Raw genomic sequence first — 16,896 nt, forward strand, 5'->3', positions numbered from 1 at the left:
CGCTCAGTGTGCAGCCGACAGCCCGATGGTCAAGGCCTCTGCCGCGTGGCGGTAGCCTTCCTCGGTCCCGTCGATGAAGGCCGCCGCCCGGCTGGCGGCACTGTCGGCCACCGGCGCGCCGGACATGGTTTCGATCCCGGCGGCGATCTCGGTCAGCTCCGCCTTGATCGCCTCGCCGTCCGCATCGCCAGATCCGGTCGACAGCGCGTCGAGCTGGTCGCGCAGGCCCTTCAGCTCGTCGGCCACCCCGGCCATGGAATCGTCGTCGGGGCGGGTCTCCACGTAGGTGCGGATCGCCCATGCCGCCTCCTGCCCCAGGAGCTCGCCGAAGGCCGGCATCTTGGTGGTGCCGTTCTGGGTATAACCGTGGCGGAAGCGCTCGATGAACCACTCATCGCCGTATTCCTCCGCCTCCAGGAACCGCAGGTCCGGCGCCAGCCCGCCCGAGATCACCTCGAGCCCGTGGCAGCGCGCGCAGTTCTGGTTGTAGCCGGAGGCGCCGATCTTCACCGCCTTGTCCCAGACTTCCTCGCCCGCGGCCTCCGCACGGTAGGGGTTCTCGGTCAGCCACTCCTCGCCGACCTCCGGCAGGCCGGTGGTGTCCACCGCCTGCGGCGCCACGTCGCCATGGGCCAGGGCCAGAACCGGCAGCACACTCACAAGGGCCGTCATCGCAAAGGTCTTCATCGTTTCCTCCTCCCGTCCGGGGTGATCTCATCGCGTCTGCCGATGGTGATAAGCCAGCGCCGCGCCGCCGCACCATTGGACTTTCGTGGCGCGACGGGCCGCCCCGCAAGACCTTGGTCGTATTGAGGGCGCGGCCCGCAACCCCGATCCTTTCCCGGTGAGCGGCTGAGGGAGGACAGGATGCGCACGATCCTAGCGGCGGCGGCAGCCGTGCTGCTGTCGGCAAGCCCGATCTGGGCGGCAGAGATCCGCGTGGCATGGCTCCGGCAGGAGGTCGAGCTGCCCCCGACCCTGTCGAACCTCGACCCCGTGCCCGACGACCTCGGCATCGCAGGCGCGCGGCTGGGGATCGCCGACAACGCCACCACCGGCACCTTCATGGGCCAGACCTGGACGCTGACCGAACATTCGGTGGCGCCGGACGGCGACTTCGCCGGCGCGGTGGAGGCGGCTCTGGCCGAGACCGACCTCCTCGTGATCGACGCCCCCGCCGACACGCTCCTGCAGGCCGCCGACATGCCCGACACCGCGGGCGCGCTCCTCTTCAACACCGCCGCGCCCGAAACCGCGCTGCGCGGGGCCGACTGCCGCGCCAACGTGCTGCACGCCCTGCCCTCGCGCGCCATGCTGACCGACGCACTCATGCAGTTCTTCGTGATGCGCCGCTGGACCGCGCTGGTGATGATCGAGGGCCCGAAACCCGGCGACAAGGCGCTGGCCGAAAGCTATCGCGCCTCGGCAGAGAAGTTCGGCCTCTCGATCCGCCGCACCGCCGAATGGACCTTCGACGCCGACCTGCGCCGCAGCGCCGCCGCCGAGGTGCCGCTGCTGACCCAGCAACTGGGCAAGTACGACGTCCTGATCGCCGCGGACGAGACCAACGATTTCGCCCGCTACATCCCCTACAACACCTGGATGCCGCGCCCGGTCGCGGGCAGCGAGGGGCTGATGCCCGCCGCCTGGTCGCCTGCGGTCGAGCAATGGGGCGCGGCCCAGCTCCAGTCGCGTTTCACCAAGGCCGCGGGGCGCGAGATGCTGCCCCGCGACTACGCCGCCTGGGCCGCGGTACGCGCCATCGGCGAGGCGGTCACCCGCTCCGGCGCCACCGCCGCGCCGGACCTCAGGGCCTACATGCTGGGCGGCGCCTTCGAACTCGGCGGCTTCAAGGGCCGACCGCTGACCTTCCGGCCGTGGAACGGCCAGCTGCGCCAGTCCATCCCGCTCACCCACCGCGGCGCACTGGTCGCCGACGCCCCGCTCGAAGGGTTCCTGCACCCGGTCTCGGAACTCGACACGCTGGGCCTCGACGCCCCCGAAAGCGGCTGCACCGCCTTCGCCGGCTGACCCGCCGCGACACACTCGCCATCCCGGCCCGGACCCTGACCTTCATCTTGGCCCAAATACCTGAAATGCCACGCCCCCGCCGGGGCGCACGCCACCGGCAAGGGCACCCGGCCCCCGCAGACACCGCAAGGACACGACCATGAAATACACACCGCTCCTCGCAGCCCTCCTGCTGTCCCACGCCGCCACGGCGGACGAGATCTGGGTGACGAACGAGAAGGACAACACCGTGTCGGTGATCGATATCGGGACGATGGAAGTCACCCGCACAATCCCGACCGGAGAGCGCCCGCGCGGCATCACCTTCAGCCACGACTATTCCGTGGTCTACATCTGCGCCTCCGACAGCGACGCGGTGCAGGTCATGGACCCGGTCTCGGGCGAGATCCTGCACGACCTGCCCTCGGGCGAGGACCCGGAACAGTTCGTCCTGCACACCGACAACCGCCACCTCTACATCGCCAACGAGGACGACGCGATCACCACGGTCGTCGATACCGAAACCCGCACCGTCGTGGCGCAGATCAACGTCGGCATCGAGCCCGAGGGCATGGCCGTCTCGCCCGACGGCAAGATCGCCATCACCACCTCCGAGACGACGAACATGGCGCACTGGATCGACACGGAGACGCAGGAACTCTTTGCCAACACACTGGTCGATTCCCGGCCGCGGCACGCGGAATTCGTCAAGGACGGGACCGAGCTCTGGGTCAGCGCCGAGATCGGCGGCACCGTGTCGGTCTTCGACGTGGCGACGCAGACCGAGAAGGCCAAGTTCGGCTTCGAGATCAAGGGTGTGCACCCCGACAAGGTCCAGCCCGTGGGCTTCGAGCTGACCGCCGACGACAGCCACGCCTTCGTGGCGCTGGGACCGTCGAACCACCTCGCCGTGGTGAACGCCGAGACCTACGAGGTCGAGGACTATATCCTCGTCGGCCGCCGGGTTTGGCACATGGCGTTCAACGCGGACAAGTCGCTGCTGTTCACCACCAACGGCGTCTCGGGCGACGTGACAGTGGTCGACGTGGCAGAGCGCAAGGCATTGAAGACCATCAAGGTGGGCCGCTTCCCCTGGGGCGCGGCCTTCCGGCCCACGGAATGAACCCTGCGGCGGAGGGTTGCGCCGGGCGTCCGCCCGCCGCCCCGGCGCGGGCGCTGCCCGCGCCCGCGATTGCTGCCAGACTGGCCGGTGCGGCAGACGGACGGGGCGGAGGGGGCGCTGCCCCCGCGCCTTCGGCGCTCCCCCGAGGTATTTTTGCCAAGATGAAGGCGGGGGGGCGTCGGGGTGATACGAGGGTCGCGCTTGCAACCCGGTGCATGACGCTATCATTCTGCCCATCATGTTGACCGTTTCCGATCTTTCCTTCTCCTACGGTGCGAAACAGGCGCTCGACGCCGTGAGCTTTTCGGCCGAACCGGGGCGGTTCACCGCCCTCCTCGGCCCGAACGGCGCGGGCAAGTCGACGCTCTTCGCGCTGATGACCCGGCTCTTCACCTCCTCGACCGGGCGGATCTCCGTCGCGGGGCACGACATGGCGGCGGCCCCGCGCGCGGCACTGGCCAAGATGGGCGTGGTGTTCCAGCAGCCGACGCTCGACCTCGACCTGACGGTGCGGCAGAACCTTGCGTATTTCGCGGCGCTGCACGGGCTTTCGGGCAAGGACGCAGACGGGCGGATCTCGGCGGCGCTCGACCGGCTTTCGATGCTGGAGCGCGCGGGCGAGCGGGTGCGCGCGCTGAACGGCGGCCACCGGCGGCGGACGGAGATCGCCCGCGCGCTTGTGCACGATCCGGCCGTGCTGCTCTGCGACGAGCCCACCGTCGGGCTGGATGCGCAGGCGCGGTCGGCCATCACCGATCACGTGCATGAGCTGGCGGCGGACGGGCTGACCGTGCTCTGGGCCACCCATCTGACCGACGAGGTGCGGCCTTCCGACGACGTGATCCTACTGCACCGCGGCCAGATCCGCGCGCGCGGCCGGGCCGACGAGCTGACTGCTGGCGCGTCGCTGAAGGACTGGTTCCTGAACGCCACCGGGGTCGAGGCATGAGCGCTCCGTCCCGCATCCCGCTCTGGCCCGCCTTCCGCGCCATCGCCGCGCGCGAGCTTCTGCGGTTCGTGCACCAGAGGGAGCGGTTCCTGGCCGCCCTCGTGCGTCCGCTCGTCTGGCTTCTGGTGTTTGCCGCGGGCTTCCGCGCGGCGCTGGGGCTGTCGATCATCCCGCCCTACCAGACCTATATCACCTACGAGACCTACATCGTGCCCGGCCTTTGCGGGATGATCCTGCTGTTCAACGGGATGCAGTCGTCGCTGAGCCTTGTCTACGACCGCGAGATGGGGTCCATGCGGCTTTTGCTGACCGCACCCCTGCCGCGATGGTATCTCCTGTTTTCAAAGCTTTGCGGGGCGACCTTCATCGGCATCCTGCAGTGTTACGCCTTCCTGGCCATCGCCGCGCTCTTCGGGATCGACCATCCGCCACTGGGCTATGTCACCATCCTTCCGGCGCTCGTGCTGGCCGGGCTGATGCTGGGATCGCTCGGGCTGGCGCTCTCGTCCTTCATCAAGCAGCTCGAGAACTTCGCGGGCGTGATGAACTTCGTCATCTTCCCGATGTTCTTCCTGAGCTCCGCGCTCTATCCCCTTTGGAAGATGCAGGAATCCTCGGAAATCCTCTACTGGATCTGCCGCCTGAACCCCTTCACCCACGCTGTCGAACTGATCCGCTTCGCGCTGCATGTCGATTTTTCGCCATGGGCGCTCCTGTGGACGCTGGTCGCCACCGCCGTCTTCACCGTGCTCGCGCTCTGGGGGTACGACCCGGCGCGCGGGTTGATCCGACGCAAGTCCTGACCCCTTCGAGGAGACCCAGACATGATCCGCGCCACCGCCCTTGCCCTCCTGCTTGCCACGCCCGCGCTGGCAGACGAATACGGCACGCTGAACCCCGACGAGATGACATGGGGCAGCATGCTGGAGCGTGCCGAGCGCGGCGAGACGGGCATGGTGCTCTGTGCCTCGGGCTACATGCTGACGAAGTCCGGCAAACACGCGGCGGCGCGCGCGCTGTTCGAGAACTGCGCCAACCAGGGCTGGACCGGGGCGATGACCTGGATGAGCCAGCTCGACAACAACGGGCTCGGCGGCGAATACAACCCGGATGCGGCCGCCGAATGGGACCGGCGCGCGGCCGAGGCCGGCGACCCGGTGGGCCAGTTCAACCACGGGCTCGACCTGCTCCGCGGGCATGGCGTCGCGCGGGACGAGGCGCGCGGCCGGGCAATGGTCGACATGGCCGCGGCGCAGGGACTGGACGTGGCACAGCGGCTGGCGGCGGCGGATTACGACCCGGCCGAGGTCACGCCGGACGCCGACGACTGGAAATACGCGCCCGCCTTCTGATCGCGGCCCCGGCGCGCAAAAGGTCGTACGACCAAAGCACGAGACGCCGCACCCCTTCCGGTTGACGTGCATCAAATCCAGCCCTCAGGCGCGGGCCTACCCTGTCTCCGAACCGTGCAAAGGAGACCGACATGGCCCGCATTCTACCCGCCCTCGCCCTGCTGCTCGCAGCCGCCCCCGCCTGCGCCGACACCTTCGAGGAGGTGAAGGTCACGGCGGGCAAGACGCTCTTCGACGCGGAATGCCGCCGCTGCCACGCCCCCAACGCCACCGACCCGTCCTACGGCCCGCCGCTCGAGAACGTGCTGCACCGCGCCGCCGGAAGTGTCGAGGATTACGACTATTCCATTGCGCTCGAGGCCTCCGGCATCGTCTGGACGCCCGCCGCGCTGCGCGCCTGGATGGAGGACAACGACGGCTTCATGCCCGGCACCAAGATGCGCCACGTGGGCATCGAGGACCGCACCGTGCAGGACTTCATCCTCGCCTATCTCGCTTCGATCAGCCCGCAGGACAACACCGCCATCGACGGCGAGTGACCGCGCCCGGCCACAGCACCGGGACAAGGGCCGCGGCGATTCCGGAGACCGCCGCGGCCCGCCTGTCAAGACGCCGATGGTCGTACGACTTTGGCCGTCTATCGGCCCGGACTCCGATTTCTATACTTCGATCCAGACGGCGCAGAGGCCACCCGCCAGGCGCCGGGGGAACGACCATCTAAACCGTTCATGGGAGGAGACTGATGAACAAGTTCGTCGCCGCCGTCACCCTGTCCCTGCTCGCCATCGGTGCGCAGGCCGAGGTGACCGAAGACATGCTGGCCAACGACCAGACGATGACCAACCAGGTTGTCACCAATGGCATGGGCCGGGACCTGCAGCGCTATTCGCCGCTGGACACCCTCAACAAGGATAACGTCAAGAACCTCGTACCCGCATGGGCGTTCAGCCTCGGCGGTGAAAAGCAGCGCGGGCAGGAAACCCAGCCGCTGGTCTATGACGGCGTGATGTACATCACCGGCTCCTACTCCCGGATGTATGCCATCGACCTCGAAACCGGCAAGGAGCTCTGGCAGTACGACGCACGTCTGCCCGAAGGCATCCTGCCCTGCTGCGACGTCATCAACCGCGGTGCGGCGATGCACGGCGACAAGGTGATCTTCGGGACGCTCGACGCCCGTCTCGTGGCGCTCGACGCCAAGACCGGCGACGTGGTCTGGAACAAGAAGATCGCCGACTACAAGGCCGGCTACTCCTACACCGCCGCCCCGCTGATCGTGGGCGACCTCGTGGTGACCGGCAACTCCGGCGGCGAATTCGGCATCGTCGGCGAAGTGCAGGCGCGCAACGTCGACACCGGCGAGCTCGTCTGGACCCGCCCGGTTATCGAAGGCCACATGGGCACGCTCAACGGCCAGGAATCCACCATGACCGGCACGCTGAACGCGACTTGGCCGGGCGACATGTGGAAGACCGGCGGCGGCGCGACCTGGCTTGGCGGGTCGTACGACGCACGCACCGACACGCTGATCTTCGGCGCGGGCAACCCGGCGCCCTGGAACTCCTGGCTGCGCGACGCGGGCGAGAAGAACGACGGTTCGGGCGACAACCTCTATGCCGCCTCGCGGATCGGCATCGACCCGGCGACCGGCGACATCAAGTGGCACTTCCAGACCACGCCGCGCGAAGGCTGGGACTATGACGGCGTGAACGAGGTGGTCGCCTACAACGACCGCGAGGGCAACCAGCGTCTCGCCACCGCCGACCGCAACGGCTTCTTCTACGTGCTGAACGCCGAAGACGGCGGTTTCGTCTCGGCCAATCCCTTCGTCAAGGACATCACCTGGGCCGAGGGCATCGACGAGAACGGCCGCCCGATCTTCAACGAGGCCAACCGTCCGGGCAACCCGGCCGCGGCCGCGGATGGCGCAAAGGGCGAAGTCGTCTTCTCCTCGCCGTCCTTCCTCGGCGGCAAGAACTGGATGCCCATGGCCTTCAGCCAGAAGACCGGCAACTTCTACGTGCCCTCGAACGAATGGGGCATGGACATCTGGAACGAGCCGATCACCTACAAGAAGGGCGCCGCCTACCTCGGCTCCGGCTTCACCATCAAGCCGAACTACGAGGATCACATCGGCAGCCTCAAGGCGATCGACCCGGACACCGGCGAATGGGTCTGGGAATACAAGAACGACGCGCCGCTCTGGGGTGGCGTGATGACCACTGCCGGCGGCCTCGTGTTCTTCGGCACGCCCGAGGGCAGGTTCCTCGCGCTCGACGACGAGACCGGCGAAGAGCTGTGGTCCTTCCAGACCGGCTCCGGCATCGTCGGCCAGCCGATCACCTGGGAACAGGACGGCGAACAGTACGTCTCCGTCGTGTCCGGCTGGGGTGGTGCGGTTCCGCTCTGGGGCGGCGAGGTCGCCAAGAAGGTGAACTACCTCAACCAGGGTGGCATGGTCTGGACGTTCCGCCTGCCGAAGGAACTGGCGTCGGCCGAGTAACCTCCTCCCTGCTCAAGGCTGACAGGCGCCCGGGGTCCCCGCGACCCCGGGCGTTTTCCGTTGCCGGGCCGGCTTGACGGCAGGCCCTCATGGCCTGCACAGGGACGCCGCGGCACCGATCCGCCCAACGCCCGAAACCCAGATTGCAAAACGTCGCAACTTGCTGCAACTTTCCGCAAAACACGGAATCGCAGCCATGACCTTCCTTCCCAACAGCCCGGAGGCGCGGCAGGACGCCCTGCGCCTGCGCCTCAACCGCGGTCTGCCTCTGAACCTCGCCGCACTGGCCGAGGAATTCGGCGTCTCCACCGACAGCATCCGCCGCGACCTGAAGGCGCTGGAGGCGCAGGGCCACGCCCGCTGCATCCGCGGCGGCGCCCTGCCCGTCACCCGGCCCGCCGCCCACACGCTCGATCGGCTGGGCCACAGCGGCGCAGAGCAGGCGGCGCTGGCCGCCACCGCCCTGCCGCTGATCGAGAACGGTATGGTGCTGATGATGGACGGCGGCACATCCGTCCTGACGCTGGCGCAGGGGCTCCCGCACCTGCCCGACTGCCTCGTGGTGACCCCGGCGCCCGCCGTGGCGCTGGCGACGCTGGCCGCGGGCATCCCCACGCACCTCGTGGGCGGACGTCTTTCGGGCTTCGGCGCCGTCGCCGTGGGCCATGAAACGGCGATCGCGCTCGACGGCATTGCCGCCGACCTTGCCTTCATCGGGGTCTGCGGGCTCGACGCGGGCTTCGGCCTCTCCGCCGACGATCCCGACGAGGCGCACGTCAAGCGGGCGATGATTGCCTCCGCACACCGCGCCGTGGTGCTGACCGGCGCCGCAAAGCTGGGTTTGCGGGCGCGCCACCGCGTCGCCCCTTGCACCGCCCTCGACCTTCTGATCACCGATGCCACAACCGACCTGACCGCCCCGCTTGCCGCATCCGGGCTGGAGATCCGCCATGTCTAAAACCTTCCCCTCGCCCCGCCTCGCCGTCAGCGCGGCCTTCGCCCTGAACGGCATCCTGCTGGGCGCATGGGCCTCGCGCGTGCCCGCCGTGGTCGACCGCTTCGACCTGTCCGAAGGCACGCTGGGCCTCCTTCTGCTGGTCATGGGAATCGGCGCGCTCGTGTCCTTCCCGCTGGCCGGACGGCTGGCCGACCGGCTCGGCGCCTTCCCGGTGACCAAGGTACTGGCGGGCGTCTACCTCGTCTCCATCGTCGCCATCGGGCTTGCCCCCGACACCACCGTGCTGGCCATGGCGCTTTTCCTCTTCGGGGTGGGCCACGGCGCCATGGACGTGACGATGAACAGCTGGGCCGCCGAGGTGGAGCGCCACTCCGGCCGGTCCATCATGTCCTCCTTTCACGCGATGTGGAGCCTTGGCGCTGGCCTCGGCGCCGCGGGCGGCTGGCTGGCCTCCCGCCAGGCGCTGCCCATCGACGCACATTTCGCCGTGACGGCCCTTGTCGCGCTGGTGATCTTCGGCCCGCTGATGCACACCCGCTGGACCTCGGCCCGGACCGCACCGCAGGCCAAGGGCCCGGTCTTTGCCCTGCCCCGCGGTGCACTGGTGCTGGTCGGGCTGATCGCCATGGGCGCGGGCCTGGGCGAAGGCGCCGCCGCGGACTGGAGCGCGGTCTTCCTCGCCGACGTGATCCAGGCCACGCCCTCGCAGGCGGCGCTGGGATACGCGGTCTTTTCCGTCACCATGGTGGCGATGCGGCTGAACGTCGACCGGCTGATCACCCGCTTCGGCGCGGTCACCGTGGCCCGCTTCAGCGGGCTGACCGCCGCCGCGGGCTACCTGCTGGCCACCGCCTTCGCCACGCTGCCAACGGCGCTCGCCGGCTTCGTGCTGATGGGCCTGGGCTACGCCGCGGTGATCCCGCTGGCCTTCAGCCGCGCCGCCGCCGACCCGGAGGTGCCGCCCGGACAGGCCATCGCCTCCGTCGCGACGCTGGGCTACGGCGCGATGCTCATGGGGCCGCCGACCATCGGCTTCGTGGCCGAGGCCACGTCGCTCCGGGCGTCCTTCCTCATGGTCGGCTGCGTCGCCCTGATGATCGCAGCCCTGGCGCCGGTGCTGGGCCGCGCCACCCGCCGCGCCACGGCCTGAGGGGGGCCAAGATTTTTCGACGAAAAATCTTCCCCGCCCCACCCGTTCACGACACGCCGGACCTGTCCACCCGACGGGCACGGACGATTTTTCGACGAAAAATCGTCGCCCCCTCAGCGCGCCTTGAACAACCCGCCCAGCACACCCCGCACGATCCGCCGCCCCGTGGTGCCGGTCAGCTCCTTCATGACCATCTTGCCCATGGCCTCGCCGAAACTCGGGCTCTCCCGGTCGCGCCGGGTGGACGCGCCGGAGGTCGAGCGGGTCACGCGCGTCCCGGTGTACCGCCGGGCGGAGCGATACTCCCGCTCCTGCGCCGCCATCTCCTCTTCCTCCCGCTCCGCGGCCTCCGCCGCCGTCGCGGCGGCCTCCGCCCGCTCCCGCAGCATCTCGTGGGCCGAGCGGCGGTCGACCCGCGTCTCGTACTTGCCCCGAAGGTCGGAGGCACCGATCACCCCGCCGCGCTCGGCGGGCGTGATCGGGCCAAGCTGCGAGGACGGCGGCCGGATCAGCGTCCGCTCCGCCATCCCGGGCACGCCCTTCTTCTGCAGGAAGGAGGTCACCGCCTCGCCCACGCCGACCTCGCGGATCGCCGTCTCGATGTCGAAGGCTGGGTTCTCGCGATAGGTCTCCGCCGCCAGCCGCAGCGCCTTCTGGTCGCGCGCGGTGAAGGCCCTCAGCGCGTGCTGCACGCGGTTGCCCAACTGGCCCAGGATGTCTTCCGGAATGTCGTCCGGCGACTGGGTGACGAAATAGACCCCCACGCCCTTCGACCGGATCAGCCGCGCCACCTGCTCCACCTTGTCGACCAGCGCCTTGGGGGCGTCGTCGAACAGCAGGTGCGCCTCGTCGAAGAAGAAGACGAACTTCGGCTTCTCCGGGTCGCCCACCTCCGGCAGTTCCTCGAAGAGCTCCGACAGGAGCCACAGCAGGAAGGTCGCATATAGCCGCGGCGCACCCATCAGCGCATCCGCCGCCAGCACGTTCACCTGCCCGCGCCCGGCGCCGTCCACCCGCATCATGTCCCTCAGGTCCAGCGCCGGTTCGCCGAAGAAGGCCGTCCCGCCCTGGTTCTCCAGCACGAGAAGCCGCCGCTGTATCGCGCCGATCGACGCGACCGAGATGTTGCCGTAGCGCAGCGACAGCTTGGCGCGGTTCTCGCCCAGCCAGACCAGCATCGAACGCAGGTCCTCGAGATCGAGAAGCGGCATCCCCTCCTCGTCCGCCAGCCGGAACGCGATGTTGAGGATGCCTTCCTGCGCCTCCGACAGTTCCAGCAGCCGCGCCAGCAGCAACGGCCCCATCTCGGCCACAGTGGTGCGCACCGGATGCCCCTGACCGCCGAAGAGATCCCAGAAGCACACCGGGAAATCCTGGTAGATGTAGTCCTCGAACCCGATCTTCGCCGCCCGCTCGGTGAACGCACCATGCAGCTTCGAGGCCTCGCTTCCGGCCTTCGCCATGCCCGACAGGTCGCCCTTCACGTCGGCCATGAAGACCGGCACGCCGGCGTTGGAGAACCCCTCCGCGAGGATCTGCAGGGTGACCGTCTTGCCCGTTCCCGTGGCGCCCGCGATCAGCCCGTGACGGTTGGCATAGCCAAGTGCCAGATGCTGCTTCTCGCCGTAATCCGGGCCGCCGCCGCCAACAAACAGATCAGTCGCCATGTGTTCTTCCCTTTTCCGCGCGGCTGACCATACATCCTTAACTAATCAATGCCATAGTCATTCTCGGTCCGGGGCGTCATGTCCTCTCCTGCCCTGGGCAGACTTCCTCCCTGTCAGACTGGCCGCGCCTTCGGGCGCGGCTTTTTTCGGCGCCGAAGGCCGGGTTTTCCACCGTTCGCCGCGGCCCGCTTGTGCGCGAACGGTATCCCTTCACCGCCCCGCGCAGGGAGAACGAAAATACACTTAAAACCCTGTTGACCGCGGCGTTTCCTTTTCGTAGCGTCCTGACCAATGACAAAGTCGGCCGGTCCGACAGGGAGTGAAATGGAAAGGGGCCGTCTGGCCCCTTTCCTTTGTCCACGGCCCGGATCACCCCGCGACGGCAGCCTGCAGCAAATCGCTCATCTGCCATCACAAGGCTGGAATTCCTCCCTGACACTGTCTCCGGCTCGTGTTAAGCGAACCCCAGCTATGTTCGATTTCCAGAGGAATTCCATGAAAAACCCGGCTCTTCTCCTGTCCCTGATCGCGGCGCTCGCGGCTGCTCCTGCCTATGCGCAGACCACCGACACCGCCGGTCCCGACGAAGCGCCTGCCGCCGAAGCACCGGCCGCGGAAACGGATCAGGAACAACCCTCCGCCCCCGCCGTCGGCGGCGATCTCGACCTCGGCACCGGTGACGCCGCCACCGCCGGGCAGCAACAGCAACAACCGCAGCCCTACATCAAGGAAACCTTCTCCGACTGGGCGATGCAGTGCATCAAGGTCCCGCAGCGCGAGAACGAGATCTGCCAGATGTACCAGCTTCTGACCGACGGCCAAGGCGCCAGCGTGGCAGAGGTCAGCATCTTCCGGCTCGAGAACGGCGGCCAGGCCGTGGCCGGGGGCACCTTCATCGTGCCGCTCGAAACCCTGCTGACCCAGAAGCTGACCGTGACCGTCGACGGCGGCTCCGCACGGCAGTACGACTTCTCCTTCTGCGCCCAGATCGGCTGCTACGCGCGCGTCGGCTTCACCGCCGAGGACATCGCCCGTTTCAAGGCCGGTGCCAAGGCGCAGGTGACCATCGTTCCGGCGCTGGCGCCCGACCAGAAGGTGACCGTCGACATGTCGCTGGCCGGTTTCACCGCCGCCTTCGACGCGGCACAGGAATACGCGCAGTAAGCGGCGCACACCCGTTTCGATGCATAAGGCGCGCCCCGGGGCGCGCCTTTTTGCTTTGAACGACCGAAACGATGCCTGAAAGTCCGGTTGCTGCGCTCAGTGCGCCTCCGCCTTGCCGCCAAAGAGGCTGCCATAGATGGGCGCGACGATCTTCGTGCCGATGGGGATCAGAACCAGTCCGACCAGGAACCCCAGCACCAGATCGACCCCCGCGGTCACCGCCCATTCGAGCGCCGCGTTGCCCTTGCCCACGGCCACCGCCCAGTGGTGGATCGTCTCTTCCGGCAGGTGCCAGCCCATCTCGGCCAGCGAATGCACGATGATCGACCCGCCGACCCACAGCATCGCGGCGGTGCCGACGATGGTCAGCGCCTTCAGGAGCCACGGCATGAAGCGCACGATCCCGCGCCCCAGCGCCCGCGTCATGCCGAGGTTGGCGTTCTGCGACAGCCAGAGGCCCACGTCGTCCATCTTCACGATCACCGCCACAGCGCCATAGACCGCCGCCGTGATGACCACGGCCGCCATCGCCAGCGCGCCGGCCTGCATCCAGAAATTCGGCAGGTCGAGGTTGGAGAGCAGGATCACCATGATCTCCGCCGACAGGATGAAGTCGGTCTTGATCGCGCCCTTCACCTTCGCCTCTTCGAGGTGCGTGGGGTCCTGCACGTCATGACTGCCGTCCGGCCCGCCGGAATGCTCGTCATGTGGCATCAACACGTGGACGATCTTCTCGGCCCCCTCGAAACTGAGGTAACAGCCGCCGAGGATCAGCAGCGGCCAGACCAGCCATGGCGCGAAGACCGACATCAGCAGCGCCGCGGGCATCAGGAACACCAGCTTGTTGATCACCGATCCGCGTGCAATCCGCCAGATGATCGGAAGTTCGCGCGCCGGTTCGAACCCGTGCACGTATTTCGGCGTCACCGCGGCATCGTCGATCACCACGCCGGCCGTCTTCGACCCGGCGCGCATGGCCGCCGCACCGATGTCGTCGATCGACGCTGCCGCCACCTTGGCGATGGCCGCCACGTCGTCGAGGAGTGCAAGAAGTCCGCTCATTCATCCGTCCCATATCTGCGCCGCTCAGAAGCTAACCCGGTTGTGCGATTTCGCAAGGACCAGCGGCCCGGCCCGTGCACGGCGAGGATCAGGCAGCCGCCCGCAATCGCCCAGTTCTTCACGAAGATCGTCATCTGCCAGGGGTCGTCCGGGATCAGGTGAAAGAACGAGGTCAGCCCGCAATACCCCGCCAGCGACAGCGCCGCCAGCCGCGCGCCCACCCCGGCGATCAGCGCCAGCGCCGCAAGCGCGTTGTAGACCAGCGCCACCCAGACCAGCCCGGCGGGCAGCCCCCAGCCGCGCAGCATCTCGGTCACCTGCGTCGGGTCCATGGCCTTCTGCACCGCGCCGCCGAGGAACAGCGCCGCGATCAGGAGCCGCCCCACAAGGGTCGCCAAGGCCTCTGTTCGTTCCATTCCCGCCTCCGTTCACAGCGCTTTCAGATCGTTAACGCAAACAAGCGGCAAGCGTTAGCGCCACCGGGCAACTTTATCGCTAACATACTGACAGAAAAGGTATTTCAACCTTTCCCGAGTCGGCATCCCTTCGTATACGAGCCACAACACTGGCTTTTTCAGGAGTAGTCCATGACCGTCACCGTCGGCATCAACGGCTTCGGCCGCATCGGTCGCTGCACGCTTGCGCACATCGCCGAATCCGCGCGCAACGATGTCCAGGTGGTCAAGATCAACGCCCCCGGCCCGATCGAAACCCACGCGCACCTTCTGCGGTACGACAGCGTGCACGGCCGTTTCGCCGGCGAGGTGAAGGTCCGGGAAAACGCCATCGACCTCGGGCGCGGCCCGATCGACGTGATGTCCTCCTACGACCTCGAGGAGCTCGACTGGGGCGGCTGCGACGTGGTGCTGGAATGCACCGGCCAGTTCAACGACGGCGACAAGGCCAACGCCCACCTCGCCCGCGGCGCGAAGTCGGTGCTGATCTCGGCGCCCGCCAAGAACGTGCAGCGCACCGTGGTCTACGGCGTTAATCACCGCGACCTGGTGAAGGGCGACGTGATGATCTCCAACGGGTCCTGCACCACCAACTGCCTCGCGCCGCTGGTGAAGGTGCTGGACGAGGGGATCGGCATCGAAAGCGGCATCATGACGACGATCCACAGCTACACCGGCGACCAGCCGACGCTCGATCGTCGCCACAAGGACCTGTATCGTGCACGGGCCGCCGCCATGGCGATGATCCCGACCTCGACCGGCGCCGCGAAGGCCCTGGGCGAGGTGCTGCCCAACATGAAGGGCAAGCTCGATGGCTCGGCGGTGCGCGTGCCCACGCCGAACGTCTCGGCTGTGGACCTGACCTTCTACGCCTCGCGCGACGTAACGCTGGCCGACGTGAACGAGGTCGTGGCCGAAGCCGCCGCGGGCCGCATGGGCGCGGTGCTGGCCTACGATCCGGAGCCCAAGGTCTCCATCGACTTCAACCACACCACGCATTCCTCCATCTTCGCGCCCGACCAGACCAAGGTCGTGGGCAAGCGGATGGTGCGGGTCATGGCATGGTACGACAACGAATGGGGCTTCTCCGCCCGGATGGCCGACGTGGCCGGTGCCATGGGGCGCCTGCTGCACTGAAACGGTCGTTCAGGGCACGAACCGGGGAAAGCGCCGTCATCTGACGGCGCTTTTTCGGTTTTCAGGCGTCCTTCTGAACGGCCAACCCGACGATGCCCAGCATCAGTTGCGCCGCCTTGCCCATGTCCTGCACGGACACCCACTCCAAGGGCCCGTGGATCTGCCGCATGCCGGTGAACAGGTTCGGTGTCGGCACGCCCATCTCCGTCAGGCGCGATCCGTCCGTGCCGCCGCGGATCGGCTGGCTGAACGGTTCGATCCCGATGCCGCGGCAGGCCTCGCGCGCAAGCTCGACCGGGGTCATGTCGTCCTCAAGCCAGTAGCGCATGTTGCGGTAGGTCGGCGTGATCTCCACCTCGATCTTCGCCCGCGGTTCCCCGGCCTGAACGGCGGCGCAGACCTGCCGCAGCAGATCGCCCTTGGCCGCCAGCCCCTCGCGCTCGAAGTCGCGCAGGATCAGCCGGATGTGCATCTCCGAGGACCCGCCCTCCATGTTCGTCACATGCAGGAACCCCTCCCGGCCCGAGGTCGTTTCGGGCGTCATGGTGGACAGCGGCAGCGCCTGCACGATCTTCGCGGCAAGGTAGGCGGCGTTCACCATCTGCCCGGTGGCATAGCCCGGGTGAATCGACACGCCCTTCACCACCACGTCCGCCTGGTCGGCCGAAAAGCTTTCGTAGACGATCTCGCCCTCGACACCGCCGTCGAACGTATAGGCGAAGTCCACCGCCAGGTCGGTCGGCAGTTCGCCATGCACGCCCCGCCCGATTTCCTCGTCCGGGGTAAAGGCCAGCCGCAGCGTCGGGCGCGGCACCTCCGGGTGTTCCAGCAGGTATTGCGCGGCCGACATGACGATGGCGACGCCCGCCTTGTCGTCCGCCCCCAGAAGCGTCAGGCCCGAGGCGCAGACGATGTCCTCGCCCACCTTCTTGCCGAGGTAGCTGTCCACCTCCGGCGAGAGCACCAGCGCGGGATCGTCGGGATAGGTGATCTCTCCGCCGTTGTAGCCCCGGATGACCCGCGGCTTGACGCCCGTCGCGTTGAACTGCGGCGCGGTGTCGACGTGGCCGAGGAAGCCGATGGTCGGCCCCGGCGCGTTGCCCGGCACCGTCGCCAGCACCGCGCCGTATTCGGTCAGCACCACGTCCTCCGCGCCCATCGCCTCCAGTTCGGCCACCAGCATCCGCGACAGGTCGAGCTGGCAGGCGGTGCTGGGTGTCGTCGGACTGTCCAGGTCGCTCTGCGTGTCGACGGCGCAGTAGCGGACCAGCCGGTCCTCCAGATCGGGTTCGAGAGCAATGGTCATGAAGCCTCCGTTCGTTGCCTTGCGCCCGACCCTAACGCCGCAATCGGCGGACGCCAGCCC

Annotated in this window: 16 protein-coding genes; 11 read left to right on the plus strand and 5 right to left on the minus strand. The window is 68.0% G+C overall.

Annotation, left to right across the window (positions count from 1 at the left end):
• Positions 1 to 3: 3 nt before the first annotated feature.
• Positions 4 to 687, minus strand: a complete 684-nt coding sequence (gene pedF, locus CDO87_RS21630; protein WP_100930698.1) for a cytochrome c-550 PedF — start codon at positions 685 to 687, stop codon at positions 4 to 6.
• 180 nt (positions 688 to 867) lie between these two features.
• On the opposite strand from pedF, the gene CDO87_RS21635 reads away from it, so the two are divergent.
• The 9 genes from CDO87_RS21635 to CDO87_RS21675 all read left to right on the plus strand — a co-directional run bounded on the left by CDO87_RS21635 (position 868) and on the right by CDO87_RS21675 (position 10,045).
• Positions 868 to 2,031, plus strand: a complete 1,164-nt coding sequence (locus CDO87_RS21635; RefSeq protein WP_100930699.1) for an ABC transporter substrate-binding protein — start codon at positions 868 to 870, stop codon at positions 2,029 to 2,031.
• 139 nt (positions 2,032 to 2,170) lie between these two features.
• A complete protein-coding gene (locus CDO87_RS21640) occupies positions 2,171 to 3,133 on the plus strand; it encodes a YVTN family beta-propeller repeat protein (protein WP_100930700.1) in 963 nt (320 codons plus the stop codon).
• Between the two features lie 238 nt (positions 3,134 to 3,371).
• Complete coding sequence (locus tag CDO87_RS21645; RefSeq protein ID WP_100930701.1) at positions 3,372 to 4,082, plus strand: ABC transporter ATP-binding protein; 711 nt, start codon at positions 3,372 to 3,374, stop codon at positions 4,080 to 4,082.
• Positions 4,079 to 4,885, plus strand: coding sequence for an ABC transporter permease (locus tag CDO87_RS21650; protein ID WP_100930702.1), 807 nt, complete (start codon positions 4,079 to 4,081; stop codon positions 4,883 to 4,885). The genes CDO87_RS21645 and CDO87_RS21650 overlap by 4 nt, the downstream gene beginning before the upstream one ends.
• A 21-nt stretch (positions 4,886 to 4,906) precedes the next feature.
• Complete coding sequence (locus tag CDO87_RS21655) at positions 4,907 to 5,434, plus strand: tetratricopeptide repeat protein (RefSeq protein ID WP_100930703.1); 528 nt, start codon at positions 4,907 to 4,909, stop codon at positions 5,432 to 5,434.
• A 131-nt stretch (positions 5,435 to 5,565) separates the two neighbouring features.
• Complete coding sequence (locus CDO87_RS21660) at positions 5,566 to 5,973, plus strand: cytochrome c family protein (RefSeq protein ID WP_100930704.1); 408 nt, start codon at positions 5,566 to 5,568, stop codon at positions 5,971 to 5,973.
• 203 nt (positions 5,974 to 6,176) lie between these two features.
• Complete coding sequence (locus tag CDO87_RS21665) at positions 6,177 to 7,937, plus strand: PQQ-dependent methanol/ethanol family dehydrogenase (protein WP_100930705.1); 1,761 nt, start codon at positions 6,177 to 6,179, stop codon at positions 7,935 to 7,937.
• Positions 7,938 to 8,133: 196 nt separating this feature from the next.
• Positions 8,134 to 8,895, plus strand: a complete 762-nt coding sequence (locus tag CDO87_RS21670; protein ID WP_100930706.1) for a DeoR/GlpR family DNA-binding transcription regulator — start codon at positions 8,134 to 8,136, stop codon at positions 8,893 to 8,895.
• Positions 8,888 to 10,045: an MFS transporter gene (locus tag CDO87_RS21675; protein WP_100930707.1), complete on the plus strand. Its 1,158-nt coding sequence runs from the start codon at positions 8,888 to 8,890 to the stop codon at positions 10,043 to 10,045. Before CDO87_RS21670 ends, CDO87_RS21675 begins: the two co-directional genes overlap by 8 nt.
• A gap of 113 nt (positions 10,046 to 10,158) precedes the next feature.
• Here CDO87_RS21675 and CDO87_RS21680 read toward each other — a convergent pair whose 3' ends face one another.
• Entirely contained in the window at positions 10,159 to 11,712 is a 1,554-nt protein-coding gene (locus CDO87_RS21680; RefSeq protein WP_100930708.1) for a helicase HerA-like domain-containing protein, read from the minus strand.
• Positions 11,713 to 12,207: 495 nt separating this feature from the next.
• Here CDO87_RS21680 and CDO87_RS21685 point away from each other — a divergent pair, with 495 nt between their 5' ends.
• On the plus strand, positions 12,208 to 12,876 hold the full coding sequence (locus CDO87_RS21685) for an invasion associated locus B family protein (protein WP_254698243.1): 669 nt from the start codon (positions 12,208 to 12,210) through the stop codon (positions 12,874 to 12,876).
• 96 nt (positions 12,877 to 12,972) lie between these two features.
• Here CDO87_RS21685 and CDO87_RS21690 read toward each other — a convergent pair whose 3' ends face one another.
• Both CDO87_RS21690 and CDO87_RS21695 read right to left on the minus strand, forming a co-directional pair.
• Positions 12,973 to 13,938: a DUF808 domain-containing protein gene (locus CDO87_RS21690; protein WP_100930710.1), complete on the minus strand. Its 966-nt coding sequence runs from the start codon at positions 13,936 to 13,938 to the stop codon at positions 12,973 to 12,975.
• On the minus strand, positions 13,935 to 14,354 hold the full coding sequence (locus CDO87_RS21695) for a DoxX family protein (RefSeq protein ID WP_100930711.1): 420 nt from the start codon (positions 14,352 to 14,354) through the stop codon (positions 13,935 to 13,937). The genes CDO87_RS21690 and CDO87_RS21695 overlap by 4 nt, the downstream gene beginning before the upstream one ends.
• A 171-nt stretch (positions 14,355 to 14,525) precedes the next feature.
• Here CDO87_RS21695 and gap point away from each other — a divergent pair, with 171 nt between their 5' ends.
• Positions 14,526 to 15,530, plus strand: a complete 1,005-nt coding sequence (gene gap / locus CDO87_RS21700; RefSeq protein WP_100930712.1) for a type I glyceraldehyde-3-phosphate dehydrogenase — start codon at positions 14,526 to 14,528, stop codon at positions 15,528 to 15,530.
• Between the two features lie 61 nt (positions 15,531 to 15,591).
• Here the strand turns inward: gap and pepT are convergent, their stop codons facing one another.
• On the minus strand, positions 15,592 to 16,836 hold the full coding sequence (gene pepT, locus CDO87_RS21705) for a peptidase T (RefSeq protein ID WP_100930713.1): 1,245 nt from the start codon (positions 16,834 to 16,836) through the stop codon (positions 15,592 to 15,594).
• Between the last annotated feature and the right edge of the window lie 60 nt (positions 16,837 to 16,896).

The organism is Sagittula sp. P11 (assembly GCF_002814095.1).
Lineage (GTDB): Bacteria > Pseudomonadota > Alphaproteobacteria > Rhodobacterales > Rhodobacteraceae > Sagittula.